This is a genomic window from Methanomassiliicoccaceae archaeon (assembly GCA_034928305.1).
Lineage (GTDB): Archaea > Thermoplasmatota > Thermoplasmata > Methanomassiliicoccales > Methanomethylophilaceae > VadinCA11.
In genome coordinates this window covers 48,286-74,889 of the sequence record JAYFOZ010000005.1, presented here as the reverse complement: position 1 = coordinate 74,889, position 26,604 = coordinate 48,286, and the positions used below count along the sequence as shown (strand labels likewise).

At 54.4% G+C, this 26,604-nt stretch carries 22 protein-coding genes and 4 tRNA genes; 15 read left to right on the top strand and 11 right to left on the bottom strand.

The window, feature by feature from the left end; all coding sequences use genetic code 11:
- Nucleotides 1-8 precede the first annotated feature (8 nt).
- Complete coding sequence (locus tag VB016_06565; GenBank protein MEA4978185.1) at nucleotides 9-878, top strand: fumarate hydratase; 870 nt, start codon at nucleotides 9-11, stop codon at nucleotides 876-878.
- Nucleotides 875-1,432 (top strand): FumA C-terminus/TtdB family hydratase beta subunit, encoded by a 558-nt coding sequence (locus tag VB016_06560; GenBank protein ID MEA4978184.1) that lies wholly within the window; start codon nucleotides 875-877, stop codon nucleotides 1,430-1,432. The genes VB016_06565 and VB016_06560 overlap by 4 nt, the downstream gene beginning before the upstream one ends.
- Here VB016_06560 and VB016_06555 read toward each other — a convergent pair whose 3' ends face one another.
- Entirely contained in the window at nucleotides 1,433-2,251 is an 819-nt protein-coding gene (locus VB016_06555) for a carboxypeptidase-like regulatory domain-containing protein (protein ID MEA4978183.1), read from the bottom strand.
- A gap of 98 nt (nucleotides 2,252-2,349) precedes the next feature.
- Between VB016_06555 and VB016_06550 the strand changes: the two genes are divergently transcribed.
- Both VB016_06550 and VB016_06545 read left to right on the top strand, forming a co-directional pair.
- Nucleotides 2,350-7,728 carry an ATP-dependent helicase gene (locus tag VB016_06550; protein ID MEA4978182.1) on the top strand — a complete coding sequence of 1,793 codons (5,379 nt, stop codon included), beginning with the start codon at nucleotides 2,350-2,352 and terminating at the stop codon, nucleotides 7,726-7,728.
- A gap of 28 nt (nucleotides 7,729-7,756) precedes the next feature.
- Nucleotides 7,757-8,158, top strand: a complete 402-nt coding sequence (locus VB016_06545; GenBank protein MEA4978181.1) for a transcriptional regulator — start codon at nucleotides 7,757-7,759, stop codon at nucleotides 8,156-8,158.
- Here the strand turns inward: VB016_06545 and VB016_06540 are convergent.
- Nucleotides 8,134-8,931: a DNA glycosylase gene (locus VB016_06540; protein ID MEA4978180.1), complete on the bottom strand. Its 798-nt coding sequence runs from the start codon at nucleotides 8,929-8,931 to the stop codon at nucleotides 8,134-8,136. The two genes, VB016_06545 and VB016_06540, sit on opposite strands and share 25 nt — an antisense overlap.
- A gap of 178 nt (nucleotides 8,932-9,109) precedes the next feature.
- On the opposite strand from VB016_06540, the gene VB016_06535 reads away from it, so the two are divergent.
- Nucleotides 9,110-9,919 (top strand): TIM barrel protein, encoded by an 810-nt coding sequence (locus tag VB016_06535; protein MEA4978179.1) that lies wholly within the window; start codon nucleotides 9,110-9,112, stop codon nucleotides 9,917-9,919.
- Between the two features lie 46 nt (nucleotides 9,920-9,965).
- Nucleotides 9,966-10,040, top strand: a tRNA-Thr gene (locus VB016_06530).
- 4 nt (nucleotides 10,041-10,044) lie between these two features.
- Here the strand turns inward: VB016_06530 and VB016_06525 are convergent.
- Both VB016_06525 and thiC read right to left on the bottom strand, forming a co-directional pair.
- On the bottom strand, nucleotides 10,045-10,830 hold the full coding sequence (locus VB016_06525) for a class I SAM-dependent methyltransferase (protein MEA4978178.1): 786 nt from the start codon (nucleotides 10,828-10,830) through the stop codon (nucleotides 10,045-10,047).
- Nucleotides 10,830-12,125, bottom strand: a complete 1,296-nt coding sequence (thiC, locus tag VB016_06520) for a phosphomethylpyrimidine synthase ThiC (protein ID MEA4978177.1) — start codon at nucleotides 12,123-12,125, stop codon at nucleotides 10,830-10,832. The genes VB016_06525 and thiC overlap by 1 nt, the downstream gene beginning before the upstream one ends.
- A 187-nt stretch (nucleotides 12,126-12,312) precedes the next feature.
- Between thiC and gyrB the strand changes: the two genes are divergently transcribed.
- The 6 genes from gyrB to VB016_06490 all read left to right on the top strand — a co-directional run bounded on the left by gyrB (nucleotide 12,313) and on the right by VB016_06490 (nucleotide 17,964).
- Nucleotides 12,313-14,208: a DNA topoisomerase (ATP-hydrolyzing) subunit B gene (gene gyrB, locus VB016_06515; protein MEA4978176.1), complete on the top strand. Its 1,896-nt coding sequence runs from the start codon at nucleotides 12,313-12,315 to the stop codon at nucleotides 14,206-14,208.
- A 5-nt stretch (nucleotides 14,209-14,213) separates the two neighbouring features.
- Complete coding sequence (gyrA, locus tag VB016_06510; protein ID MEA4978175.1) at nucleotides 14,214-16,772, top strand: DNA gyrase subunit A; 2,559 nt, start codon at nucleotides 14,214-14,216, stop codon at nucleotides 16,770-16,772.
- Nucleotides 16,773-16,776: 4 nt separating this feature from the next.
- Nucleotides 16,777-17,106: a hypothetical protein gene (locus tag VB016_06505; protein MEA4978174.1), complete on the top strand. Its 330-nt coding sequence runs from the start codon at nucleotides 16,777-16,779 to the stop codon at nucleotides 17,104-17,106.
- Between the two features lie 34 nt (nucleotides 17,107-17,140).
- Nucleotides 17,141-17,216: transfer RNA gene (locus VB016_06500), tRNA-Phe, on the top strand.
- A gap of 40 nt (nucleotides 17,217-17,256) precedes the next feature.
- A complete protein-coding gene (locus tag VB016_06495) occupies nucleotides 17,257-17,412 on the top strand; it encodes a hypothetical protein (GenBank protein MEA4978173.1) in 156 nt (51 codons plus the stop codon).
- Nucleotides 17,413-17,421: 9 nt separating this feature from the next.
- The gene (locus VB016_06490; protein MEA4978172.1) at nucleotides 17,422-17,964 is read left to right on the top strand and encodes a DUF531 family protein; all 543 of its coding nucleotides are present in this window, start codon (nucleotides 17,422-17,424) and stop codon (nucleotides 17,962-17,964) included.
- Here VB016_06490 and purM read toward each other — a convergent pair.
- Nucleotides 17,958-18,977, bottom strand: coding sequence for a phosphoribosylformylglycinamidine cyclo-ligase (gene purM, locus VB016_06485; protein ID MEA4978171.1), 1,020 nt, complete (start codon nucleotides 18,975-18,977; stop codon nucleotides 17,958-17,960). The two genes, VB016_06490 and purM, sit on opposite strands and share 7 nt — an antisense overlap.
- A 78-nt stretch (nucleotides 18,978-19,055) precedes the next feature.
- Here purM and VB016_06480 point away from each other — a divergent pair, with 78 nt between their 5' ends.
- Both VB016_06480 and VB016_06475 read left to right on the top strand, forming a co-directional pair.
- Nucleotides 19,056-19,739 (top strand): RlmE family RNA methyltransferase, encoded by a 684-nt coding sequence (locus tag VB016_06480; GenBank protein MEA4978170.1) that lies wholly within the window; start codon nucleotides 19,056-19,058, stop codon nucleotides 19,737-19,739.
- 60 nt (nucleotides 19,740-19,799) lie between these two features.
- Nucleotides 19,800-20,366 carry a hypothetical protein gene (locus VB016_06475; protein ID MEA4978169.1) on the top strand — a complete coding sequence of 189 codons (567 nt, stop codon included), beginning with the start codon at nucleotides 19,800-19,802 and terminating at the stop codon, nucleotides 20,364-20,366.
- A 3-nt stretch (nucleotides 20,367-20,369) separates the two neighbouring features.
- Here VB016_06475 and VB016_06470 read toward each other — a convergent pair whose 3' ends face one another.
- From VB016_06470 to VB016_06445, 6 genes are all read right to left on the bottom strand, one after another.
- The gene (locus VB016_06470; protein ID MEA4978168.1) at nucleotides 20,370-23,105 is read right to left on the bottom strand and encodes a DEAD/DEAH box helicase; all 2,736 of its coding nucleotides are present in this window, start codon (nucleotides 23,103-23,105) and stop codon (nucleotides 20,370-20,372) included.
- An 18-nt stretch (nucleotides 23,106-23,123) separates the two neighbouring features.
- The gene (locus VB016_06465) at nucleotides 23,124-24,872 is read right to left on the bottom strand and encodes a heterodisulfide reductase-related iron-sulfur binding cluster (protein ID MEA4978167.1); all 1,749 of its coding nucleotides are present in this window, start codon (nucleotides 24,870-24,872) and stop codon (nucleotides 23,124-23,126) included.
- A gap of 173 nt (nucleotides 24,873-25,045) precedes the next feature.
- Nucleotides 25,046-25,118: transfer RNA gene (locus tag VB016_06460), tRNA-Ile, on the bottom strand.
- Nucleotides 25,119-25,167: 49 nt separating this feature from the next.
- Nucleotides 25,168-25,243 (bottom strand) — tRNA-Asn (locus VB016_06455).
- 34 nt (nucleotides 25,244-25,277) lie between these two features.
- Nucleotides 25,278-25,592, bottom strand: coding sequence for a hypothetical protein (locus tag VB016_06450; protein MEA4978166.1), 315 nt, complete (start codon nucleotides 25,590-25,592; stop codon nucleotides 25,278-25,280).
- Nucleotides 25,593-25,666: 74 nt separating this feature from the next.
- Nucleotides 25,667-25,837, bottom strand: a complete 171-nt coding sequence (locus VB016_06445) for a hypothetical protein (GenBank protein ID MEA4978165.1) — start codon at nucleotides 25,835-25,837, stop codon at nucleotides 25,667-25,669.
- A 265-nt stretch (nucleotides 25,838-26,102) separates the two neighbouring features.
- On the opposite strand from VB016_06445, the gene VB016_06440 reads away from it, so the two are divergent.
- Nucleotides 26,103-26,603, top strand: coding sequence for an ArsR family transcriptional regulator (locus VB016_06440; protein MEA4978164.1), 501 nt, complete (start codon nucleotides 26,103-26,105; stop codon nucleotides 26,601-26,603).
- Nucleotide 26,604 lies beyond the last annotated feature (1 nt).

Sequence of the window (26,604 nt, the reverse complement as noted above, 5' to 3'; positions counted from 1 at the left end):
GAGCTAGCATGATAAAACTGCCTGAGCCTTTGGAAGACGTCGTGTTCAATCTCCTGAAGGCCTCCAATACGAAACTGCCGTCCGATGTGGGATGGGCGCTGGAGGCCGCCGCGGGATGGGAATCCGACCAGACCGCGTATTCCCAGCTGGGCGCGATAATGGACAATGTCCGAAAGGCCGAGTTCCTCTCGCGTCCGATGTGCCAGGACACCGGAATACCTGTTTTTTACGTTAAAGGCAGGTTCGATCCATCGATCATCGGAGAAATAGAGAGAGGGCTTGCGAGGGCGACCAAGGAGATACCGCTGAGACCCAACACGGTGGACCCGCTTACACGCGAAAACTATGGGAACAATCTCGGCGAGGGCATGCCCATCGTCCACTTCTACCCCACGGACGACGATTTTATCGAGATCACGGTCATGCCGAAGGGCGCAGGCTCCGAGAACATGACGCGACTTGTGATGCTGAACCCATCGGACGGCGTAGAGGGAGTCAAGAAAACGATCATAGATGCGGTTCTGGAGGCCGGCGGACGTCCATGTCCTCCCGGTATAGTGGGCGTCGGGATCGGCGGAACGTCCGAAAAATGTATTTCCATGGCCAAAGAGGCCCTCCTGATCCCGGTTGGGGAAGACAATCCCGATCCGGTGCTCAGAGAGATAGAAGAAGATATTTTCGTGAAAATCAACGAAAGCGGACTGGGCCCTATGGGCCTCGGAGGCAGGACGACGGCACTGGGAGTAAGAATCAAGAAGGCGGCGTGCCACACCGCCAGCCTTCCGGTGGCCGTAAGCATAGGATGCTGGGCGAACCGCAGGGCGACAGCAAGGATAACCTCTGAAAAGGTGGAATATACGCAGGGGGCGTTCCGTTGATCCTCAATTCTCCTTTGGACGAGAAGACCGTCAGGTCTCTCAAGCTCGGCGAGACGGTGTATATCAAAGGCCCGATCATCACCGGCAGGGACGAAATGCACAAAAGGGCGCTGGAAAAAGCCCGGACAGGCGAAGACGTCCCGGACGAGATATTCAACTCGGTGCTGTACCACTGCGGCCCGATCATGGTCCAGCGCGGGGAAAAATGGCTACCTGTGGCAGCAGGCCCCACCACGAGCGCCAGGATGAACGACCTGGAGCCGGAGATGATAGAAAGGTTCGGGATCAGAGCGATCATAGGCAAAGGCGGCATGTCGAAAAAGGTCGCCGAGGCGATGGAGAAACATGGCTGCGTATACCTGGCGGCCGTAGGGGGGACCGCGGTCTCTCTCGCAGAAGGGCTGGGGGAGAGCACCGGTTCCGAATGGAACGACCTGGGCATGGCCGAGGCGATGTGGAAATTCAACGCGGAGAGACTGGGGCCCCTCATCGTTGCCATAGATGCGAGCGGCGGCGACCTTTACGAAGACGTCCGCGGAAAGCTGAAGCGCTGATCAATCCTCATCGTCCACTATCTTGAGCTTTCCGTGATGTCTCCTCGTGTATACCACGTAGGCCATCATTATCATGAGCAGAATTCCGGCCACGATCAGGCCTACAATGGTGAAAAGATGCGGAAGGTCCAGGCCCCAGTAGGTCTGTTGCGGGGCCAGGACCAGGCTGATATCCTTGGTTATCGAGCTGCTGTCTTCACCTACTACCACTCCGTTGATGATCTGGTCTTCGAACCCGCCGCGCTTTACCGTGATCGTGTATGTTCCAGGCTCGCATTTTATCTCGTATTTTCCGTCGGTTCCGGTCGTATCGGTGCCCGCTACCGTTCCGTTACTTTTCAAAAGAGATATTGTGGCCCCGCCTATGAGTTCCGATCCGTATTTCACGGTGCCCGTCACCGTCATGTTTTTGCCTATGGTGAATATGTATAGGGCCTTGACCTCCCCGAGATCGAACGTGGTGCCAGATATGGTATAATCCTCAAGGGCGACATCATCGCATATCATGATGTGGAGTTCGTTTCTGTAAGATATCGTTACGGTGTTGGTCTTGGAAATATCGTATGTTCCCGGCAGCACAATTGAAAAATTGCCGTCCGCATCCGAAAGGGCGGTTCCCGAAACAGCGAAGCCGGTACCGCCAACCGCCCAGTCCAAGCGTACTTCGACATCTCCTAACGGGGTTCCGTCGCTGTCCTGGGCTATGCCCGTGAAAGTTGTATCGTCGGCCGCATAAGCTTCGTCTACGCTCAGCAACAAGCCCGCCATCGGCAGGATCATAACTGCGACCAAGAGCAAAGCTGCGATCCGACTTTTCATGACACGAACAGCGTGTGTGCAGATATAATCCTTTTTTAAGTTAGAAAGAAGAAAGATAAATACGGTAGAACACTAAGGACAAGGGATTAGGCATCGCGATGATAGAAAGATCAGATAAGGTGTACACGAAAGAAGAGGTCATGGGCGTCATGGAGCCGCTGATCTCCACATGGTTCGAAGAGCGGTTCGACGGCCTTACCGAGCCGCAGGCCAAGGCCATACCTCTCATCCACCAGAAGAAGAATGTACTGGTATCATCCCCTACGGGCTCCGGTAAGACCCTGACGGCGTTTACCAGCATCATAAACGAACTGACAAAGTATGCCAGGGCCGGGACGCTGGAAGAAAGGATATACTGCATATATATCTCGCCGCTGAAGGCGCTGGCCAACGATGTAAACCGAAATCTGAACGAGCCGCTAAACCAGATGGCAAAGGTCGCCATCGACCACGGGTTCGAGCCTCCCGGGATAAGGGTCGCCGTTCGTTCGGGCGACACGCCCCAGAACGAGAGGCAGAAGATGGCCCGCCACCCTCCGCACATTCTCATCACAACCCCCGAATCGCTGGCCCTCATCATATCAGCGCCAAAGTTCAGAGAGAGCCTGAAGAAGGTCGAATGGGTCATACTGGACGAAATCCACGACATATGCGACTCGAAGAGGGGTGCTTTCCTTTCTCTGACGCTTGAGCGGCTGAAGAACTGGTGCGAGACCGACTTCTCGCGCATCGGACTCTCCGCTACCCTCGCCCCCATGGAGGCCATCGCGGGATATCTCGTAGGAAACAACCCCGACGGTTCCATAAGGGACGTTACGATAGTCGAATCCGATTCAAAGAAGCAGCTGGACCTTCGGGTCATATGTCCTGCCACCGATATGACCGCGTTGTCCTCGGAGATGGTCAATTCCATGATGTACGACCAGCTCAAGGAGCTCATCGACACTCATGAGACGACGCTGGTCTTTACAAATACCCGTTCCGGGGCCGAAAGCGTCGTCTACAAACTAAAAGAGCGAGGGCTCGAGAACATAGAGGTCCACCACAGCTCCCTCGGAAGGGAAACGAGGCTGGATGTGGAGGAGAGGCTCAAAAGAGGCGAGATCAAATGCGTCGTTTCGTCCACGTCGCTGGAACTGGGAATCGATATCGGTTCGGTAGATCTGGTCTGCCAGATCGGTTCTCCTAAATCGGTGGCCAAGGGATTGCAGAGGATCGGCCGCAGCGGCCACAGCTTCGGGCAGGTGGCGAAGGGACGTCTCCTGGTCTTTGATTCCGACGATCTGGTGGAATGTGCCGTCATGTGCCGCGCCGCCCACCGGGGCGACATCGACAGAGTGGGCATACCGGAGAACTGCCTCGATGTTCTGGCCCAGGCCATCGTAGGTATGAGCCTGGACAACAGATGGGACGTAGACGAGGCATTCCGTTTAGTCAAGGGTTCGTACTGTTACAGGAATCTTACCAGGGAGGAGTTCCTCAGCGACATAAGGTATCTGGGGAGTCGCGACGACTTCGAAGGAGTCTATTCCAAAATATGGTACGACGAGGGCGAGAACCAGTTCGGCAGGAAGAAGGGCGCCAGGATGATCTACTACCTCAATCTGGGAACAATTCCCGAAGAGGCAAACTACAAGGTCATAACGGGTCACGGGTCCATGGCAGGCGAACTTTCAGAAAAGTTCGTCGAAAGGCTGTCCCCCAGGGACATCTTCGTTCTGGGAGGTCGTTCCTTCGAGTTCGTAAGGTCCAAGGGAATGACCGCCTTCGTGAAAGAGGCCACAGGCAGAAAGCCCACCGTCCCGTCATGGGCGGGCGAGATGCTCCCGAGGAGCTTCGACCTTTCGATGGACATCGCCGAGTTCAGGAAGGAGATGTCGGAACGCCTGGATTCCGACACGGCCTCGCTTATAAGCAGCATGTCGGAGGACCTTGACATAGACGAAGGATCGGCCAGAAGCATACTGTCGTACTTCAGGGAGCAGAAGGCCGTTGCAGGCTTCATACCCGACTCGGAAAAACTGGCGATCGAGGAGTACATGGACCCGTCGGGCAACCAGAGGCTCGTGTTCCATTTCCCGTTCGGAAGAAGGGTGAACGATGCTCTTTCCCGCGGCTACGCCTATCGTCTGACGAATATCTTGGGGACCAACGTTTCGGTCACTGTTTCCGACGATAATTTCATGATCGGTACATCGCGCAAGGTGGACATAGCCAAGATCCCGGGCATGCTGAAGGCCAGGGACCTGGAGCAGATATTGCGTAAAGCGATCAAGGATTCCGAGATATTCAAGCTAAGATTCAGGCACACCGCGTCCCGCAGCTTCATGATTCTTAGGAACTACATGGGGCGTTCGATATCGGTCAACAGGCAGCAGATACGTTCCTCCTATCTTCTCGAAGAGCTCGGGAACATGGAGAACATGCCCGTCATCGAAGAAACCTACAGGGAGATCATGGAGGACGACATGGACATCCGCAACGCGGAACACGTCCTGAAGCTGATAGAGGGCGGCAACGTGAAGATCGAGACGGTGTTGTTCACGGGAACGCCGTCGCCCTTCGCGCACAGCGCGATAATCTCGAGCTTCTCGGACATTGTGCTAATGGAGGACCGGTCCGCACTCCTGAGGGAGCTGCACCGCAAGGTCCTCTATCGCGCGCTCGGGGATGCCGTAAAAGAGTTCGAATTCGATGAGGACCATATCATACCGTACTTCAGGGAGAAGATCGGACGCATACAGACCAAGGACGATATTGTTCCGATGCTGATGCGGACAGGCCCCCTCCAGGCGCTCCGCGAGCGCGGAAGGAACATCTATTCTTATTCCGACGAGGACAAAAAGACAGTGGACAAGTGGATAAGGGAGCTGTTCTCCGAAGGCAAGATAGGTTCGGTGTTCATGGACGACCCCTATGTGATGGCCGCAGAAGAGGTACAGTACTACGCGGTCGCGACCGTCAAGGAACGCGAGATGACGGACACGGACATCAAGGTCTTAGAAGAGGTCTCCAGGGACACGCCGATCAACCAGATATCCGAATCACTGGAGATCAGCGAGGACATCGTATATCGTTCCATAAGGAAGCTGGAGGCCATGTACAGGGTTGCCAGGACGGCCATCACCGGCAACGGGAAGTGGCTCTATTCCAAGGCGGACAACACCTCAATGGACAGGAACTCGGCCGTGGACCGCATAATAATGAGGCATCTGGAATGTTTCGCGCCGGCCACATCGGCCGAGATCGCGTTCGCGTTATCCCTGACGGATGAAGATGCACATGCCTCGCTGGAGTCGCTTCTGAGCAGCGGGGATGTGGCCAAGGGCAGATTCCTGATATCCGAGGGCGACCAGTATATGCTGAAGATCGACAGGATGAGGCTCCGTGCCGGAAAGGAGAATATTTACAGTTTCGAGGCGGTCGAGGAATACCGCGCATCGAAAGGGCGCGAATTCTCCAACATAGTCGATTATTTCAAATTCTACGGTTCTGCAGGAAGCGAGATCGATGTATTCAGTCGCGTCAAGGACTTCAAACTCAAAGATTGGCAGGAGATGAGGGAATCCGGAAGGATACTTCTGGGGAGGTTCATGCGCGGACGCGTGAGGTACGTACTTTCGGAAGATGCGGACCGGTTCGCGGCCCTGAGGTCAGACGAAACGCAGCCGGGAGATGAAAAGGTACTCAACATGATCGACGGCATGGGTACCGCCACTCTGCGCCAGCTGGTCGGCGCTATGAGGATGGACAAGGACGCTATCAAAGAGGCAGTCTACCGCCTGGACCGCTCTCTCAGAATAGTCAGGGCGTTCGGAGAAAGAGAGGACTGGGGGACCGAGAACACATATCTGGTCTACCGTCCGGGAACGGCGGAAGGGGACCCCCTTACAGAGCTCGCAAAACAGACGGTACGGGCTTACGGACCACTGCCCGCACAGGCCCTCAGATATACTCTGGGAATAGCTCCCGAGGACGCGAAAAGGCTGATGGACGAAATAGGGGCTTCGCAGATAATAGTCGGAGACTCACAGACTCAGATGTTTGTTTTCGATGACGAGATAGAGGCTCTCGGGAGAATACACGGGCACGAGGCAAAAATTCGCCTATGCACTCCGTTCGACCCTGACATTTCTTCCAAATGGGCCGAACTTTCGGCGCGTTACGGCGATAGCTGGGTATATCCGCTCGTCAGGGGGTCGTCCGTAGTGGGGGCCGTCGAGATGTGGGAGATGTCCGGATGCATAGAGATAAGGTCCTTCGACCTGGACTCGGAGGAACTCATTCCCGCAGCGCTCGCATCGATAGACGATATAATGCTGTTCTTCAAAATGAAGAACACGGACATCGTCCGTATAAGGGAGGTAATGGGCAAGGACGCCGCTCTCCTAGCTCCGAATGTGGAGAAGATGATGGAGGAAGCAGGCTATCTGATGGTCAACGGCTTCTATGCGAAAGGCGACTTCGTCGAGTATTCAATGACCGACGACGAGTTCCTGAGCTACGTTTTCGAGAAGCAGCGTGTGGGAGGGAATGACAGGTACCCTACAGTGATGAACGCGGTCATTTCCCGCGGATACATCCGAGGGGACCAGGAGATATACACCAGGGTGCTGGACAAGACAACCATAAAGAAGCAGTTGGAGCGCGGGTATCTTGTGAAGACCGCTCTTTACCCTGCTTTCATAGGTTATACAACAAAGGAATCAGCACAGCTTTACAGGGCTGCGAAGTCCGAAGAGATCGAAGGCGACGAGAAGATGATACTGTCTATGATATCCAACCACTCGCCGATATCCAGAAAAGAGATCGTGTCGGGGTCTCCTCTGTCCCAGTCCCGAACCGTAGACGCTCTCAGCGCGCTGTCCAAGCTTTCCGTTATTCATCAGGATTCCGATTCTTACTACAGCATCATCCCGATGCCGAAAATATCGAGGGAAGAGGCTATTAAAGAAATAGCCAGACGTCATTTTTCAGATTTCGGGATATTCTCCGCCGAGAACCTATCTCGCTTCATGTCCGCCCGGATGTCGGAGGTACGGTCTACGTTGGCTGCGCTCGAGAGAGAGGGGTTGCTTAAGAAAGGTTTCTTCATCAAGGACGATCCGACCCTAATATGGATCCTTTCTTCCGATGTCGGAAAGAAGCAGAATATCCACAAGGAAATTTTTGCGCTGAACACCCAGGACAATCTCCATTTTTATATAAGACAACATATAAAAGCGGAGATAGGACAGTCCCGTGCGGTCATATTTGAAGGAACAAAGATATCTGGGTCATTTGACGGGAAACTTTCATACGCCGGTTCCAAGGTCGAGAATTTCAAAGGGTCCGACCGTGCGAAAAAGTTCCTTGGCGACACGGCAAGGTCCCTAGGGATATCTATGGAAGACGGCAAGTCGGTAGAACAGGAAGACGATTGGGACGCCGTAGAATTTTACCTGAAATCCAATCCGGGAGCGGTCACGCGCAAGTGATTTATAGCCTTTGAACTATCGTTAACTTATGAAGATCCCTTGTGAGATCGTTGTTTGGTATGTGTTGCCCACAATACGCAGGGAGGTCGCAAGAGAGCTGGTCTTCGAGCACGGCATGTCACAGGCGCAGGTCGCCAGGAAGTTCGAGGTTACCGACGCGGCCATATCCCAGTATCTGAAGAAAAAACGCGGGGAGAACGAGACGATCCAGAACAGCGAGAGGTACGAACTCTTCTCCGAAGAGATAAAAAAATCCGCTAGTTACCTGGCGGCCGAAGGCAGCGATTTCGTGACGGAGATGTGTAGACTCTGCAGCGTAGTCAAGAACTGCGGGATGCTGGCCGAGATATACGAACAATACACGGGATACAACCCTCCCGCCTGCGCAATGGCCGACGCCGAGATTCAGAAAATTATGCTCAGAGAGTGATACAGAAGCTCCTGCGCATATCCGGCATATCTCCCGAAGATACGCCTCCCGGCCGACGAAACGTCTTTGTAGCTTCCTTCCACGCCGTAGACATCTCTCATCGATCTTGATATCCTCGCATCGACGGGGAAAGCCTCAAGGTGGCCGTAAGCAAAGATAGCGACGCAATCTGCGACCTTCGGTCCGACGCCGTTGATCTTTTTCAGTTCTCTGACACAATCTCCGTAATCGAGACATTCCATCGATTCGAGGTCGTAGGTGCCGTCTTCCACCTTCTCGGCAAATTCTACGAAACGGTCCTCACGATATCCGAGGCGGCATTCGCCGATGCTTCCGCAGCCGTCAAGTATCTGTTTCGGTGTCGGAAACGATCTAACTCCTCCGAGGTCCGTCCCATACAGGTCGCATACGGACTCCACCATCTTTGCGATACGTTTGACGTTCGCGTTGGTGGCCAGGATATAAGTGGCCGTGCACTCCCAGAGGTCCTGTCTCAGTAATCTCAGGCCGGGGCAGGCGGCAGCAAGCCTGGCTATATGGGGATCCCTTCCGGATATCTCCTTCATTATCGCCGAAAGGTCGTCCTCGGAACGGAAGTATCTCTTTATGCGGTCCTCGCTGCATCCTATGCATTCGAACCCGCCGTCGTTCTGTACAAGCTCGACCGCATAGTTCCCAATAACTCCCTTCCATGTATCGCCATACTTCCGCCAGCGGTGGGCCTGGCCACATCCGAGGGTCGGGTCCAGGGAGACGTCCATAGAGATATCCATAGGGTGCCGATATCTCTCGGTCGATAATTAGTTATTTCATGAGATCAAGGAAGATGGCAACAAGAAAAAATGAAAAATAAAATAGCCAGCTTATTTTATTTCTATTAATTTATACAATAAATCAGATAAATTATGTTCCGGCGGGAAATGTAAATATGCCGAAGCCGGTGTACCCCGCATGAGATTCGGTCCCGCAGGATATCCCTCGGAAGGAAAGACGCCTATCGGCTCTTTGGAATACACCAGGTCGCTTGGGCTGGACGCCCTGGAGGTCGAGCTTGTACGCGGCGCCCGTGTCTCCGAAGAGAGGGCCAGGGAGATAGGTTCCGCGGCCGAGCGGTTGGACATCAGGCTGTCCTGTCATGCGCCATATTATATCAGTTTCAATTCGGAGACTCCCGATACGAGAGAAAAAAGCGTAGGCTGGGTCATGGATACCGCCCGCGTGGCGCATAATATGGGCGCATATATCATCGTCATACATGCCGCATCTTACGGCAAACATCCCGAGACGGCGACCGATTCGGTCATCGAAGGCCTCACCACATGCAAGAACAATATGGACAATGAGGGGATCAAGGATGTGATTCTGGGGATTGAGACCATGGGTAAGAAAGGTCAGTTTGGAACGCTCAAGGAGATCGAGGAGGTGATGGACTCTGTGGACGGCGCACGTCCAGTGCTCGATGTCGCCCACGTCCATGCCAGGAACGGAGGTTCCCTCAAGACGGAGGAAGACATGCGCGCGTTGATCGGCGAGTTCTTTCCACTCTGCGGGGATGTCGCCCATTTCCACATCAGTTGCATAGAATATGGTGACAAAGGCGAAAAGAACCATTTGCCTCTGGAGGCCAGGGACCCGGACATGCAGCTTCTGGCCAATGTATTGGAAGATTCAAAGAAGGACTGTAATTTCATATGCGAGTCGCCGAGGATAGCTGCGGATGCGGTGGTTTTTAGAGACATGTTCCCCAGATATCGGCGCTGAGTTCTGTGTAAAGTTTTAAAAGCAGTAGCTCATTCGCGCCTCATACGCCACTGTGGCTCAGCGGTAGAGCGGCGGTTTCGTAAACCGTAGGCCGGGGGTTCGATTCCCTCCAGTGGCTCCATTCTTTATTTCAGGGGCTCCCATACAGTCACGAGCAGCCTGTTTACGGCTCTGAAGCGGTATATTCCGTCGACGGAGCGTTTTTCCAATATTTCTCTCGTCACGGCCACAGCCTCCTCCTCCAGTCCGAAGACCGAGAAGGTCTTCGTCTGACTTCGTACGGCTTCCTCAACAGACATATCGATGGATATTTCGGCAGAAAATGTGTGCGTTTCCGGGAGGCGTCCCGTGCGCTCGAGGGTTTTCACGATGTCGTTGGTGGTCCTGGACCTGTAGCTGTATTCCCTTCCCAGTTTCGACCATATCTCCGACTGAAGGTCGTCGCCGTGGTTTTCGATCCATGAAATCATAACACAATGGCGGGTCGCGAAACTGTCCATACGGTCTATCGAATCAGGGGTTCCCGATCCCGAGCACAGGGCCGATAAGACGGTGTCCCAGCTCCTCTCGGAAGCGAAGCTGTTCCAGTCTGCCTGGATCCTCTCCAGATTATTGATCCCTTCAGCATCCGCCGAGGCGAAAAGTCTGTCCATCATCTTTCCGGACGAGTCCAGGCACGAGACGGTTTTTGAAAAACGGGACATTATGAGAGAATACGTTCCGGGGCCGCTCCCGATCTCCAGGACATCGAAGTTTCTGTTCAGGAAACCCTCTTCCGAAAGCCATTCTACTATGCGGTCGGGCATGTCCCCCTGCTGTGCGGACGAGTATGTCTCCGCGAAGATGTCCCAGAATCTTATCTTCTCGCTTTCCGGGACATCTTCGCTATCCAGGGGATGCAGGGCGGCCATCAGCAACCTTCGTGTCTGTCCAGGATGTCCTTGTCTTTTATCAGGTATTGGTTCACGATCTTGACAGCGCACACGTCGCCGCACATGGAGCATCCATCCTCTAGCTTGGTGCATCCTCTTTCCCTGTACTTGCGGGCCTTTTCAGGGTCCAAACAGACCTCGAAGATCGTTCCCCAGTCGAGCTTCTTGCGGGCTCTGGCCATTGTGTCGTCCATCTCGAAACCTCTTCCTCTGGTAAGGTCCCCAGCATGGGCGGCGATCTTCGATGCGATCACGCCCTCCTTAACGTCGTCGACGTCCGGCAGGGAAAGATGTTCCGCCGGAGTGAGGTAGCAAAGGAAATCGGCGCCGGCCTGGGCCGCGACGGCTCCCCCGATCGCCCCGACGATATGGTCGTAGCCCGGCGCTATATCGGTCACCAGAGGACCCAGGACGTAGAACGGAGCCCCGTCGCACATCCTTTTCTCCAGCTCTACGTTCATCGGGATCTGGTCCAGAGGCACGTGTCCGGGACCTTCGACCATCGACTGAACTCCCGCTTCGCGGGCCCGCCGGACCAGATGGCCCAACGTCATGAGCTCGGATATCTGAGCCTGGTCGGAGGCATCGGAGATGCATCCGGGCCTGAAACCATCGCCTAGCGATAGTGTGAATTCGTACTTGCGGGCCATCTCTAACAGGTAGTCGTAGTTCTTGAACAGAGGATTCTCTTCTTCGTTATGGAGTATCCACGCGGTGAGGAACGAGCCTCCCCTGGATACAACGTCCATTTTTCTTTTTGACTTCTTCAGCCATCCGACCGTTTCCCTGGTTATGCCGCAGTGGACGGTCATGAAGTCCATCCCGTCCTTGGCATGTTTCTCGATGCCGTTGAATATGTCGTCCTCGGACATGTCGACAACGGCGTTGTTGCGCGCGGCGGTCAGTCCCGTCTGGTAGATTGGGACGGAGCCCATGATGACGGGGCACTCCTTCAGGAGTCTGGCTCTTATGGCGTCGATATCTCCTCCGGTGCTAAGGTCCATTACAGAATCCGCGCCGTATTTGATGGCTATCCTCAGTTTCTCCAACTCGCTGTCAAGATCCACGATGTCCCTCGAGGTTCCGAGGTTTACGTTGATTTTGACGGACGTCCCCTCGCCGATCGCGGCGGGCTCCGGATTGTGTATCGGATTGCAGGGCACAACGATGCGGCCCGAGGCTATCCCGTTCCTTATGAATTCTTCTGTGACGCCTTCCTTTTCGGCGATGATCCTCATAGCGGGAGTAATTTCGCCCCTACGTGCCTGATCCATTAAGGTGCTCATCTGGTATCGGCCACCAATCCGCTTACGTTTATTTCAGCATTCCCGAAGAATGCAACCTTTTTGAATTCGATTTCGGACGCGTTCCTCGCGCACGCGCGCGATGCGCGCGTCGTTATATAGGAAGAGGCCATAGGGAGAGACATTGCATTGACATTTCAGTGCGGAGCTGTTCGTTATGGATGGGAAGAATGAAGAAGTGTATGATGAAGACAGCATAGTTGCTCTGCATGGCCTAGAGGCTGTAAGAAAAAGACCGGGAATGTATATCGGAAGCACCGATGCCCGTGGCCTGCACCACTTGGTGTTCGAAGTCGTGGACAACGGTATCGACGAAGTGATGGCCGGATGGGCCACCACTGTCGATGTGGAGATAAACACGGACGGTTCGATCACGGTTACGGACAACGGAAGAGGCATACCCACGGGAATCGTCAAAGAAGAAGGCAAGTCAGGTCTCGAGGTATGTCTGACCGACCTTCATGCAGGAGGAAAATTCAACCAGAACAGCTACAAGGTCTCCGGCGGACTCCACGGCGTAGGCGTATCGGTTGTCAACGGTCTGTCCACAAAGCTTATAGCAACCGTCCATAGGGAGGGCAAGATATGGCGCCAGAGCTACCAGATAGGCATCCCGGACAGAGATGTGGAAGTTATCGGCAAGACCGAGGCGACCGGGACGATCATACAGTTCTGGCCGGACAATTCCATATTCGAGACGGTGGTCTTCGACTACGAGACTCTGCAGAACAGGTTCAGGAACCATGCCTTCCTGAACAAAGAGGTCACGATAACCATAATGGACCACAGGACGGGAAAGTCTGAAAAGTTCCACTATGACGGAGGAGTCTCCGAGTTCGTACAATACCTGAACAGGGCGAAGACCCCGATCCACAGCCCGATCCACTTGGAGGGAGAGAGGAACGGCGTACAGATCGATATCGCGATGCAGTACACCGACGGATACAACGAGGAGATCGATTCGTTCGTCAATACGATATTCACACCCGAGGGCGGAACACATATGACCGGTTTCAGGACCGCTCTGACCAAAACCATAAATGATTACGCCAAGGACAATGGAATGCTCAAAGACGAGTCTTTGGAAGGCTCCGATGTCCGTGAAGGGCTTACGGCGATCATCAGCATAAGGATGTCCGACCCGCAGTTCGAAGGTCAGACGAAAGCGAAGTTGGGAAGCAGCGTGGCAATGTCCGCAGTCCTTTCGTTCATGAACGAGAAGCTTGCGGAATTCTTACTGGAGAACCCTGTTCAGGCCCAGCTCATCATAAAAAAAGGAATCAACGCGAAGGATGGCAGGGAGGCGGCAAGAAAGGCCCGCGAAGCCACCCGCAGGAAGAGCGTACTGGAAACATCGACGTTGCCCGGAAAGCTTGCAGATTGTTCCGAGCGCGACCCGTCCAAATGCGAGCTGTACATCGTGGAGGGCGATTCGGCAGGCGGCTCCGCCAAACAAGGGAGGGACCGCAATTTCCAGGCAATACTGCCATTGCGCGGCAAGATCCTCAATGTCGAGAAAACAAGTCCCAGCAAGCTCCTCGACCATGAGGAGATCAGGAATCTGGCCATCGCGATCGGCGGCGGGCTGGGCATCGATTTCGATATCACCAAGATAAGGTACCACAAGATCGTCATCATGACCGATGCCGACGTTGACGGAGCGCACATAGGGACGCTGCTCCTGACCCTGTTCTACAGGCAGATGAGGCCGCTTATCGACCATGGTTATGTGTATATCGCGATGCCGCCTCTTTTCAGAGTCTACAAAGGTAAGAAAGAAGTCTATGCTTATAACGAGGAAGAGATGGCCGCCGCCGTGGCCAACCTCGGACAGGGAGCCAACGTCAGCAGGTACAAGGGCCTGGGAGAGATGAATCCGCAGCAGCTGTGGGACACGACCATGAATCCCGAGACCCGCATAATGAAGAGCGTATCCGTCGCGGACGGAATTATCGCGGACCAGCTGTTCTCGGTTCTTATGGGCGACGACGTTCAGCCGAGAAAGGAGTTCATAATCGAACACGCAAAAGAAGTCGTCAACCTGGATGTGTGATAAACATGGCCGAAAATTCTGTAATAAGGGAAACCGCGGACGGGAGGGTCATGGACCAGACGATCGAGCGCGAAATGAAGCGCTCCTATATCGATTACGCTATGAGCGTCATAGTGGGACGCGCGCTTCCGGACGTAAGAGACGGCCTTAAGCCGGTGCACCGGAAGATACTCTACGCAATGTTCGACATGGGAATGTCGTACAACAGGCCCCATAAGAAGTCCGCAAAGGTCGTGGGAGAGGTCCTTGCAAAGTACCATCCGCACGGCGATTCCGCCGCATACGATTCGATGGTAAGGATGGCCCAGTCGTTCTCGCTCAGATACCCGCTGGTCGACGGACAGGGCAACTTCGGTTCCGTGGACGGAGATCCGGCCGCGGCAATGCGTTACACCGAAGCGCGTTTGGCCAAGACGGCCAACGAGATGCTGGTCGACCTCGACAAGGGGACCGTGGACTTCGTAGACAATTACGACGGGTCCCTTCAGGAACCCTCCGTGCTGCCATCGAAGATGCCCAATCTGCTGGTCAACGGGTCAGACGGTATCGCAGTCGGAATGGCGACCAAGATGCCGCCACACAATCTCAACGAGGTATGTGATGCGATCATTTACTACCTGGACAGGCCGGACGCCGTGAGCGATGAGCTGATGGAGTTCGTAAAAGGTCCGGACTTCCCCACCGGCGGCATAATCTACGGGCTCTCCGGGATACAGTCCGCCTACAGGACAGGCCGCGGAAGGATCAGGGTCCGCGCCAAGACGCATATCGAGGAGATGGCCAACGGCAAGTCCCGCATCATAGTCGACGAGCTTCCTTACCAGGTCAACAAGGCCGTTCTCGTGGAGAACATCGCCGAACGCGTCAAGAACAAGGATATCGAAGGAATAACCGATCTGCGCGACGAGTCCGACAGGAACGGAATGCGCATAGTGATCGAACTGCACAGGGACGCCATTGTCAATGTGGTCCTGGAGAATCTGTTCAAGAAGACGAACATGCAGACGACCTTCGGAGTTATCAATCTGGCACTTGTGGATAACAAGCCGACCCTCCTCTCTCTACGCGACATGATCTTCCATTATGTCAATCATAGGGACGAGGTGGTCAGACGCAGGACACAGTATGAGCTGTCCGCCGCCGAGAAGAGATATCATGTCATCGAAGGACTGATCAAAGCACTCGAGATGCTCGACGAGACTCTTGCGCTGATACGGGCATCGGATGACGCGGAGGAGGCCAACAACGGCCTTCAGTCTCTGCTTCAGATCGACCAGGAGCAGGCCAAGGCCATATTGGATATGCGCCTGCAGAAGCTGACGGGCCTGGAGATCGAATCGCTCAGAGAAGAGTATGAGGACCTGATCAAGCTGATGGCGGATCTGAGGGACATACTCGCAAAGGACGAGCGCATCAGGGCCATAATCAAAGATGAGCTGCTGCAGATGAAGGCCGATTACGGGGACGAGCGCCGCACCGAGATCAACATGTCCGCAATCGATACCGATGAGGAGGATCTGATTCCCAGAGAGGACGTCGTGATCACGATAACCAAGGGCAGTTACATCAAACGTATCCCGCTGTCCACATACAAGCAGCAGGGCCGGGGCGGAGTCGGGCTCATGGGGATGCAGACCAAGGAAGAGGACAACGTGGCGACGATGTTCATCACATGCTCTCATGATTATGTGATGTTCATCACAAACCACGGACGGCTTCACTGGCTTAAAGCGTACAGGATCCCGGAGGGCAGCAGGCAGTCCAAAGGCAAGCCGATCGTCAACCTGCTTTCGGACCTGGAGGAGGGAGAGTTCACGGTCAACACAATATGTGTCAGCGAGTTCTCCGATGACAAATACCTGACGTTCTGCACCAACGACGGAACGGTCAAGAAGACCAGGCTCAGCGCCTACGGCAACGTCAGAAAGAAAGGTATCAAGGCCATAAAGTTCCAGGACAACGGAAAGCTGATCGAAACGTCGATATGTACCGAAGGAGACCAGATAATCATCGCCTCCCGCGAAGGACAGGCAGTGAGGTTCTATCAGGACGACGTTCGTCCTGCCGGAAGGGACACTATGGGCGTCAAGGGGATAACGCTCAACGAAGGCGACACGGCCGTTTCGATGGCCGTAGTGCGCCCCGGGGACAAGCTTCTCACCGTTACAGAGAATGGCTACGGCAAGATATCGGACGTAGATGACTACCGCCTCGTCAAGAGGGGCGGAAAAGGCGTCATAACCATCAAGACCAACGAGAGGAACGGCGGGGTCGTATGCGTCAGGAAAGTTTCCGACGGAGACGAGCTCATGCTTACCAGCACCGACGGCAAGGTCATCCGTATCCTGGTCGATGAAATAAGAGAGACCAGTCGGAATACCCAGGGCGTCAGGATAATGGACGTCCGCGACGAAGACAAGGTCACTGCCGTAGAGCCGATAGTCGAAGAGAAGGACATCGTCGAGGCGGTCGAAAAAGCGCCGGAAAGGGTGTACGAGCAACCCGAATTCGACAATGCCGAAGTCGAAGAAGAGCCCAGTCAGTGGACGGAGAAGGACGAGTGATAAGTTGGGACACAGGTCGCTTGCGACCGGCGCCGTGGCAACATCCGCCGCGGCGCACATCTCGTCATTGGCGGCAGCCATGCTGTCTATACAGGCCATTTCGACAATTCCGGGGGATTTCAACAGCCCCGAACATCTGGCACTTCTGATATGGATCGCCGTTGCGGTAGTTTCGTCTGTCTGCTTCGCAGCGGCACTCGTCAATATCATGGAGGCCGGCAGGTCGATATACCGTTCAGAGGCCGTGGATTGCTACCAGGTCGGGTCTAAAGGGGCGCAGAGGGGCCCTGAAAGTCGTCCCGAAGGTAAAAATCCCCCGGACAGGACCCAGTAAACTTTATAAGACGTCCCCACATTGGGGGAATTGCGCCGCGGTAACTCAGTTGGGAGAGTGCATGACTGAAGATCATGAAGTCGCTGGTTCGAGCCCGGCTCGCGGCACCACATTTATCAACCCGGACCATTGGGCCGAGGAGGGACCTGTTTGGAGGATGATAAGGTTTTTATCGACGTCAGGACGAGCCGCCTGACGGTTGCGGAGACCATGGCTGAGATCCGTCGCATCCAACAGGAATATCCGGATTATGAAATTTTTTTGGACGGCGACGCTCATGCGATAGTAGGCCGTAGGAAGCAATGAGGTATCGGGATGGGTAAAGGACGGGTAACGATCGGGCTTTATAATTCGTACGACGCCAATAAATTCAGGGAGCCGCACAGGCGGGTCATCGCCCGCACGGGCGACATAGCGATGGCATACGGAATGAACCTGGTACTTTTCGGTTTTCCGATACCGGAGGACTGCAGGACCCCCCAACAGATAGCCGACTGGGTAGCCGGCACTACGAGCATCGGCAGCCATGGCGATTATTTCGTGCAGCTGGCATCAGAGGGCAGGTTCTCAACGTTTCCATATCCTTCAAAAGGTTTCCCGCCGCAGCTGGGCGAGCCAATATTGACCACCAGCAGGCCGGAAAAGCCGAAGGAGATCAAGCTCGGAGAGGTGGTCGGCCAGTTGAGAGACGGCAGAAGCGTGATGCTCGTCTTCGGCCTGGGCCCCCATGGGGTCCCGAAGAGCGCGGCATCGATACCCAGGTACAATCTGGATATAACCGGGGGAGGATATTCTCTGGAAACTTGCACCGCTATCGGCGCCGTATGCGGCGCGATCCATGCGTTGATGGATCAATAATGGTCGTAAGTAAGGTTCTCCGTCTCCAAGAGCACGCCCGCCCCTTCTTCGACGCGCCCCACGATTTTTGCGTTCGCGTTCTCGGATACGATACGTTCGGCGTCCCCTGCGGGTGCAATTATCATGAAGCCCATGCTCATGTTGAATGTCTGGTACATTTCCTTCTCGGTCACATTGCCGAGCTCCTGTACCTTATTGAATATCGGTGCAGGTTTGAAAGGGTCATCAATAATGTAACGGAGCCCTTTACGCATCCTCAGCAGGTTGCGGAGTCCTCCTCCGGTGATGTCCACCAGCCCGTGGACCTCGTGTTTGGATGTGATGCCCAAAACCTCCTTGACGTAGATCTCGGTCGGTTCAAGCAGATTTTCTCCAACCGTTCCGCTCAAACCCGAAGTCTTTTCGCCGAGCTCTATGCCTGCGGCCTCGAACACCTTCCTGGCCAAAGTAAGCCCGTTAGAGTGCACTCCCGACGATTTCAGCGCAACTATCAGGTCGCCCTCCTTGCAGGCGGAACCGGTGACCACACGGTCCTTCTTGACGCGACCCAGGCAGGTTCCTGAAAGGTCGGGCATCCTCACGATTTCCGGGAGGACCGCGATCTCCCCCCCGACGATATCCATGTTGGACATCTCGGCGCCCTTGTTCAGACCGATGCCGATGTCGCGCGCGATCTTCTCGTCCGGGTCAGCTATTGCCACGTAGTCGACGAAAGAGATCGGTTCCGCGTTCACGCAGATGGTATCGTTGACATTCATCGCAACGCAGTCTATGCCCACCGTGTCCCATTTTGCCATTGCCTGTGCCACCAGCAGCTTGGTCCCCACACCGTCGGTCGCCAGTGTCAGATATTCGTCTCCGTAGTCTATTAGGCTGGCGAACAGACCCGACATCCTCACGTTCTGTCCTTCCCCCTTGCGACGGTACGTAAGTTCTCCGACTAGTGATTCTATGGCGCTCGATTTGCGGTCAATGCTCACTCCTGCTTTCTCATATGTCCATGGGTCGGTCATCGCGCTCGCCTACAGAATATCCCCGTAGTATATTTATGACGTGGGAAAAGGGTTTAACGCTAAACGCGATGAGCGGCTGTGGGAATTCACGATCGGTGGGTGGAGGAGAGGAGGCATGAGCACTATTACAAGCTCGCAAAGAAAGAGGGTTACCGCTCCAGGGCCTCTTACAAGCTCCTTCAGATCGACGAGCGCTTCAATATTTTCAGCGAGGGCGACTCGGTTGTCGACCTCGGCGCGTGCCCGGGCGGCTGGCTGCAGGTCGCCAAAGAAAAAGTAGGCGAGACCGGAAAGGTGATAGGCGTGGACCTTAGGAAGATGCGCCCCATGGAAGGTGTCGAGATGATCCTCGGAGACATAACGGAGGATGCGACGATGATCGAACTGTTGGCCAAGATAGGCGGCAAGACGGACATCATCCTTTCGGACATGGCGCCGAACATAACGGGCCAGTATTCCTTGGATCACGCCCGTTCGATACATCTCTGCACGTTCGCGGTGGACGTCTGCGACCGTATCCTAAAGAAGAGAGGCAAGCTTGTGATGAAGGTCTTCATGGGAGACATGTTCGATACCATCATGAAAAAGCTCGAGAGCCGTTTTGCCTCCGTCAAAATACATTCTCCCGATGCCTCGAGGGAAACATCCTCCGAGGTCTACGTGATATGCAAAGGCTTCTACGCGAAAAAGAACGTGGCCCTGAAGGAGCCGGTGCCACAGGTTAAAGAACAGGAGTTCTCGGTGAAGGGCGGCCTGATTTGAAAGGCCTGCATTGCGTATAGTTAATTAGTTGGTCGTGTACTAACGGGATTGGAGCGCTCGATGGCGGCAAAGAAAGGCAAGTCTGTTGTCTCGTTAATGTTAGTGACAGTAGTAGTAACAATTGTCATAGCATCGCTGGGTTACATTGTTCTCAAAGACTACGATGCCACGATTTACGAATATGAAGTAACGGGCACCCACCAGTATGAGAACCTGAACGGAGATATTGTCACCACTGCCTTATGGGGAGATGTCAGCACCACGTACATGGACATCCTGGGAGAGAACAGGGTCACGACCACCAGCAATATTTCTTATCATGATGCCGACACGAACACCGACAAGGTCTATGAGCTCCAGAAGAGGTGGAGCTTCACATCGAGCCCGGACTATGGGATATTGAACTCGAGTATAACCGGATATTCCACGTCGAATTTCGGTCAAAAAGACGTCGATCTCTACGTCCACAGCGATGAAAACACCGGAGAAGTCATCAAGCGCTGGGTGGGCCAGGACGACGGCATAGTCTACCGTGTGGAGAGGACAATATCGAACGATGGGCTGATAACAATAATAAATCAGGAACTGAAGGAATACGGCCCCACAAAGTTGCCGTTGGACATATGATTTTCAGTCCCAGAACCTCTTGTTCTTCGCATACAGGATCTCGGCCGACATGATGTCCCTTAGGAATTCATCCTCGTCCACATGAATGCCACGAAGGATCCTGAAAGCCCCTTCCGGCCCTATGCCCCTTCCGGCCAGTGTGAATATCGCCATCTTTCCCTGTTCTCTCACCAGATTCGCGTTCCGTGACATGCGCAGGATCTCTTTCTTTTCCTGTGCGGTGATGCGTTTCTGTCTGAGGAGCTTGACATTCTCCCTCTCATATTCTTTTAGCGCTGCGATCATGACGCCACCGCAACTGTGGCAAGTTAGCCGGTCGGGGGCGTCGCCAACCCGGAATCTCCATTGGGATGCGCAGTTCAGGCAGGTCGCGAAGAGCGTCTCGTCGTCGATCCTTTTTTTCATTGCCATCAGGATGGAGTGGTCGGCGCGTATCGGCTGCATGAGCTCCTTGGAGCGGGTAAGGCCTTCGAGGCCTATCGGGGCGACCCTTCCGGAAACTATATTTATCTCGCCCCCGGCCATCATAGAGACGACCCTCTCGGTGTTTAGGATGTCCAGGTCGTCCCAGAGGACCTTGTTGACAGCCTCTCTGTAAGCAGGCGTCCCCATGTGCAAATCGAACAGCCGGTTGAAGTTCATGAAGCGATGGTCAGCTTCCTTTTCGATAATACCGAACTTTTTTGCGACATATACGAACCTCCACTTCAGGAAAGAAGAATTCAATATCGTCTTGCGGCAGAGGTCCTCCACGGTTCCCGGCCGTATGAGCCTGAACGTGCTCTCCAGATCTTCCTTCGAAATGTTGCGGGGCAGCTCCATTATGATGCGGTACGGATCCGTCGATACTCCGACGCTCTCTCCGAAACGTGCCGTCAGAAGCGCCGAGACGATCTTGCTTATTGTTTCGTTGACCTTGGTGCCGAAGCAGCAGTTGATTATTGCGATCCTGTCACCAACCTCCAATGTAACGGTCTGGTCGGTAGGCATGGCTTGGTCCCCCTGTGAACTGAGGAAAGTTTCCACGGTGCTGGAACAATTATCGTCGCAGGGATAGTCCTTGTAGTTGCGGAGCCTGCGCATCCGTCCGACCTCCATGGCGACCTCGAAAGGAACGGGAATGTCTGATCCGGTCCATGACGGAACGGAGCCGATCTCTCTCGCCTCCTCCACAAGGAGCTCGTCCTCTCTCATCTCGACGATCCTCCACGTCCTGCCCTTGGCGATGAACATGGCATATTCCTCCGCAAAGGTTGCGACGAAGCTCTCGTCCAGGGTACCAATGATCGAACGGGTTCCGATGTCGCGGATCAGGTATGTTCTTTCATCGGGTATCATCGAAATATTGTTGTAAAAATAATCCATTCCGCGACGGGAACGTCTGAAGCCCTCATCGTCTTCGAATATCATCTTGATGGATTTCAACTGTTCCAGGACGTCGTTCATCTCCGTCCTTTCGAGAGTGCTGAAAGGATATGACCGCTTGAAGACCGAGAATGCGGCATCTCTGTCCATCCTGCCGCCCATCGTCATCGCCACGAGCTGGTTTGCAACCACCGTGAGCGGGCATTTCCTGCCCTCCAGTATCTCCATATCTCTTTCGTCCGACCTCCTTGCGACGACCATTGCCTCGGCCACCTCGTCAGGTGCCGTGGCTATTATCCTGGCTCTTATGATCTCCCCGACACGGTGGCCGGCACGGCCGGCACGCTGGATCATCCTCGAGACCTGTCTGGGGGAGTTGAACTGTATCACCAGGTCTGTGGTCCCGACGTCGATTCCCAGCTCCAGGGACGATGTGCACACCAGTGCCTTCAGTTCACCGTTCTTGAAACGGTCCTCTATGTCCATGCGGTTCTCTTTCGAAAGGGACCCGTGGTGCACGCCTATCGAGAATTCGGGGTCCCAGAGACGGTATCTCGCGGCCAGCCACTCCGCCGTCTCCCTGGTGTTAACGAAGAACAGCGTCGAATTGCCCGCTTCGATGAGGTCTCGTGCGTGCTTCATGACGCCCATCATTTCTGGGTCGGTCTGAAGCTTGTCGAGGAGATGCGGGTCGGAGTCCGGTCCCGGGCACTCCACGGTAATATCATAATCTCGGTGGGTGTCGTGCCTGCAAACAATGACCTCCCGTTTAGTGCCAGATAAAAATTTTTTAACTTCCTCGACATCCCCGACCGTCGCGGACAGCCCGATCCTCTGATATTCCCCCGCCAGTATGGAAAGCCGTTCTAAGGCCACGCTCAGCTGCGCGCCTCTTTCGTTATCGGCGAGCTCATGTATCTCGTCGACAACGACCCAGCGTACCTTTTTCAGATGTTCTCTGAGCACCTTCCCGGTAAAAAGCACCTGTAGGGTCTCGGGCGTCGTGATAAGTATCTGAGGAGGATTTTTCGACTGGCTGTTTCTCTCGCTCTGAGTGGTGTCTCCGTGCCTCACGCCCACCGATATGCCGGATTCCCTCCCGTAGTCCTCCAGTCTTTTCAGCATATCGCGGTTCAGCGCGCGCAGGGGAGTTATGTAGATGCACTGGAACCCGACGCCGCCACGGCGTTTTATCTCGTCGAGTATAGGCAGAACCGCCGCTTCTGTCTTACCGATGCCCGTAGGTGCGACAAGAAGTACGTTCTGCCCTTTTGCTATCTTTGGTATGGCGTCCGCCTGGGGTTCCGTAGGCTCATAGATGCCCCTTTCGCTAAGCATCTTGGAGAGCCAGGGGCTCAGCATGTCAAAGGGCATCTTCACGCAGCACTCGATTTACCGCTTCTTCTTTTTCTTGGCGGCCCTGAGGTTCTCCTTAACGGCCTTGGCGATCTCCTCGCCCTGCTCTGCACCGTCGGTGATGTCCTCCTCATTGTACCGGAGGACGGTCCAGCCTTTGGCTCTGAGCTTGCTGTCCATCGTCCTGTCTGAATTTCTGGGTTGTACGAAGACGGCTACCCTCCCCTTCACGAAGGCGACGGGTATGCGTTCGATTCCGTAGTCCCTTCTGCACCTCAGCCCGTTGTTCCATGCAGACCTTCTGACGAGCGCCTCAGGAGATTTGTCGGTGTAGTCGTCGATGTATACTTCTTCGGTCTCGTTCTCGACCCATCCGGGCGATTCTGCGATAACTTCGGTCTTGACAACTTCCTTAGGGGTCACCTGTTGTTTCGCGACCTCCCTGGGTGTTTCGACAGGCTTAGCGACTTCCTTAGGGGTCACCTGTTGTTTCGCGACTTCCTTAGGGGCCTCCGCCACCTTGGCCGGCACGGCCTCGGTCTTTGCCGCAGGTTTATCGGCTTCCTTGGCCGGCCCTTCCTGCTTGGGGGCCGTGACTTGCAGCAGGACCTCGGATAGGTCCATCACTTTAATCTTGGAACCTGCCTTTTTGGCTCCCGCCCTGAGATTCAGGACACAGAACGGACAGCAAGATATTATGAGGTCGGCTCCGACCTCTTCCGCATCGGCAATCCTCTCGGCAGCCACGTTAACGGCATAGTCTCCGTACTGGCTCTTGTATCCTCCGCCTGCACCGCAACACCTGGATATGTCTCTGCTGCGGTACATCTCCACAAATTCGATGCCTTTGATCTTCTTGATCACGTTTCTGGGCGGTTCGAACACTCCCGCATGCCTTCCGAGGTGGCACGGGTCGTGGTAGGTCGCCTTTGCTTTGAACTCGTTGTTGAGCGGAAGTTTCCTCTCCGCGATGAGCCTCTCGACGTACTGTGAGAAGTGGTACACGTTCTGTCCGGGTTTGGAGTAGAATTTACCCGCATCGTTGAGGATCGTCTTGTAGCATCCGGAGCAGGTCATCACCATGTCCTTGGCGCCGGTTCCGTCAGCCGTCTCGACGGTGTGCTGCGAAAATTCGAGCGAAAGCTCCCTGTCCCCGGTCCTGATCAGCGGGGAGGTGCAGCACCATTCTTCAGATCCCATGGTGCCGATCTTCACACCGGCGCGGGACAGGACAGTCACACCGGCCTTGGCGATCTCCATCATCCTGTAGGATGCCGTGCATCCCGCAAAGAATATGACGTCGGGAACGGCGGTGTTCTCAACATCCTTGGGCCACCATGCGGACCTTGTTTCGTCCGGCTCGCCGTAGGGGTTGTGGTTGGCCGCTATCTTCTCGTGCATGGCCTTATGGGCGGGCATCGGTCCATAATCGTTCTTGACAAGCCATGCCCTGACGTTCTCCCAGAGCGCTACAAGGTGGATGTTGGCGTGGCAGACCGCTTCGCAGTTTCCGCAGCCTGTGCATTTGTAAATGGCGTCGACGAACTCCGGGCTGACAGTGACCTTCCTTCCGAGGAGCCTGTCCTCGACGCCCATGCCGACCTTGTCAAGCTGGTTCAGGTAGTAGATTTTTCCTCTGGGGGTCACAGACTCCCAGGGGGTCTGCCCGTGGGCCTCGCACACAGAGATGCAGTAACCGCACTGGACACACTGCGTAAGTTCTTTCTGTATTCGGGGGAGCTTGATCGACTTAGGCGCTTCTGCTTTAATTGTAATTTCCACCATTGGTCTTCCTCGGAAAAGGCCGCGTTTGCGACCTGTATTTATAGAAAGCAGACACGCCTACTTCTATATTAAGCCTTTCCGATTCGTCGAATACACGCCTTCGAAAAATCGATAAAAGTGGCCAAAAAAAACACTATGGCACATTAGCTGGAAATACTATGGAAAAATTGAAGTGGGCCCGGTCGGATTTGAACCGACGACCACCCGGTTATGAGCCGGGCGCTCTACCAACTAAGCTACGAGCCCCCAGGGACGGTTAGAAGAGGAATAGGATAAAAATCTATCGAGAAAAAAGTGGCGCCGTCGCACGGGCTCGAACCGTGGACCTTGTGATTAACAGTCACACGCTCTACCAACTGAGCTACGACGGCCTGTCAAGTGCAAAGGATGGCTCGTATTAAAGCGTTACGTATTTGGAATTTGCGCGCGGACCTCCTCGATCCGTTCTTTAAGCTCGTTAAGGTACTGTGACATTTCGTTCATGAAGATTTCGTACTTATCGGATACGACCGCGCCGTCCGGTGTCGCCACGATGACACCGTCGCGCTCCAGCATCCTCAGGGAGTAGCGCACCTTGTGGCGGGGCAGTTCCAGCATCTCGGAAAGTCTGATTATGCCGACCGGCTGGTTCTCTTTGGTTATCATGAGCATTTTGATGTGGCGCTCTATGAGCTCGATTTCCTTATATGCCCCGCTGGTCAGTTTGCTCTCTTCGTCCATGCCGATACCTACCACTATACACGTTCGGTTTAACGCCCCAAATGCAAAAAACGGGGCAACGGCACGACTGGCGATCAGCGGCCGTACCACTTCATCTTGTCGCCCCATCTCGAGTAGTACTTCCAGTACCCTTGGATGAACGACCCGCAGCAATCCAGAGCTTTCTGCTCGGCTTCCAGACCCTTGTAGGTCTTGTAGCACTTAAGGCACTGGAATCTCAGTTCGGGCTCTCTCTTTTTAGCCATTGCAGTATGGAAGGTACGACCAATAAATAAAGCTTTAGGGGCCATTTACGGGGAGGCGTACTTCCAATAATTATGTGCCAGCGACAAATTAATTTATGTTGCTCGCAGACGTTTGGGCAGTATAATGGATGTGATTCGGACATGATCCAGCGTTGTTGTTCTGCGAACCGAGTGGTTAAAATACATGCGAAATATCCGGGATTGCACACAAATTGCCAATTTCTTTAGAAATAATATTATATCCACAAGTTATCCCTATAGGTTCATGAACAAGATCAAGGTCATCAACGAGCCGTCCGAGCTGGTACCGATGCTCAGGTCCGTTGATACGCCCATAAAAAGGGAGATACTAAAGGAAGTGACCTTGGAATGGAGAACGGTCGGAGAGATCGAGGAAAAATACGGCCAGGAAGGAAAAGATGCGCTCGTTTTCTTCGAAAAAATGAAGTTGGTCGAAACCAGATGGCTTTCCACCGATGGAAGCTATCCAGAAAAATCATACCATTCATATTACACGTCCTTCAGCATAAACTCGCAGTGGCCAGTGTATGAGATAAGCGATGTTTTGGCGGCCGCTATGATGAGCAACGAGGAATATACCGTGCTCGAGGAGAAGATCCTTGCGGAGCTAGGCTCGGCAGGCAGGTTCTCCGGCGATGTCGCGGAGGCGATGGGACTTACATCCACGATGTTGAAGAGTCTCGTCAGAAGGTCCGTCAGGATGGACTACAGGGGCCACAGGATAGAGCCGATAAAAGAAGAGTAAA

Excerpts from the sequence above, each read along its gene's own strand:
- VB016_06440 (MEA4978164.1), top strand. The coding sequence starts at position 26,103 with ATGAACAAGATCAAGGTCATCAACGAGCCGTCCGAGCTGGTACCGATG.
- VB016_06535 (MEA4978179.1), top strand. The coding sequence starts at position 9,110 with ATGAGATTCGGTCCCGCAGGATATCCCTCGGAAGGAAAGACGCCTATC.
- VB016_06565 (MEA4978185.1), top strand. The coding sequence starts at position 9 with ATGATAAAACTGCCTGAGCCTTTGGAAGACGTCGTGTTCAATCTCCTG.
- VB016_06555 (MEA4978183.1), bottom strand. The coding sequence starts at position 2,251 with ATGAAAAGTCGGATCGCAGCTTTGCTCTTGGTCGCAGTTATGATCCTG.
- VB016_06490 (MEA4978172.1), top strand. The coding sequence starts at position 17,422 with ATGGGTAAAGGACGGGTAACGATCGGGCTTTATAATTCGTACGACGCC.
- VB016_06545 (MEA4978181.1), top strand. The coding sequence starts at position 7,757 with ATGAAGATCCCTTGTGAGATCGTTGTTTGGTATGTGTTGCCCACAATA.
- VB016_06445 (MEA4978165.1), bottom strand. The coding sequence starts at position 25,837 with ATGGCTAAAAAGAGAGAGCCCGAACTGAGATTCCAGTGCCTTAAGTGC.
- purM (MEA4978171.1), bottom strand. The coding sequence starts at position 18,977 with ATGACCGACCCATGGACATATGAGAAAGCAGGAGTGAGCATTGACCGC.
- gyrA (MEA4978175.1), top strand. The coding sequence starts at position 14,214 with ATGGCCGAAAATTCTGTAATAAGGGAAACCGCGGACGGGAGGGTCATG.
- gyrB (MEA4978176.1), top strand. The coding sequence starts at position 12,313 with ATGGATGGGAAGAATGAAGAAGTGTATGATGAAGACAGCATAGTTGCT.
- VB016_06450 (MEA4978166.1), bottom strand. The coding sequence starts at position 25,592 with ATGGACGAAGAGAGCAAACTGACCAGCGGGGCATATAAGGAAATCGAG.
- thiC (MEA4978177.1), bottom strand. The coding sequence starts at position 12,125 with ATGGATCAGGCACGTAGGGGCGAAATTACTCCCGCTATGAGGATCATC.
- VB016_06525 (MEA4978178.1), bottom strand. The coding sequence starts at position 10,830 with ATGGCCGCCCTGCATCCCCTGGATAGCGAAGATGTCCCGGAAAGCGAG.
- VB016_06465 (MEA4978167.1), bottom strand. The coding sequence starts at position 24,872 with ATGGTGGAAATTACAATTAAAGCAGAAGCGCCTAAGTCGATCAAGCTC.
- VB016_06550 (MEA4978182.1), top strand. The coding sequence starts at position 2,350 with ATGATAGAAAGATCAGATAAGGTGTACACGAAAGAAGAGGTCATGGGC.
- VB016_06540 (MEA4978180.1), bottom strand. The coding sequence starts at position 8,931 with ATGGATATCTCTATGGACGTCTCCCTGGACCCGACCCTCGGATGTGGC.
- VB016_06470 (MEA4978168.1), bottom strand. The coding sequence starts at position 23,105 with ATGCCCTTTGACATGCTGAGCCCCTGGCTCTCCAAGATGCTTAGCGAA.
- VB016_06475 (MEA4978169.1), top strand. The coding sequence starts at position 19,800 with ATGGCGGCAAAGAAAGGCAAGTCTGTTGTCTCGTTAATGTTAGTGACA.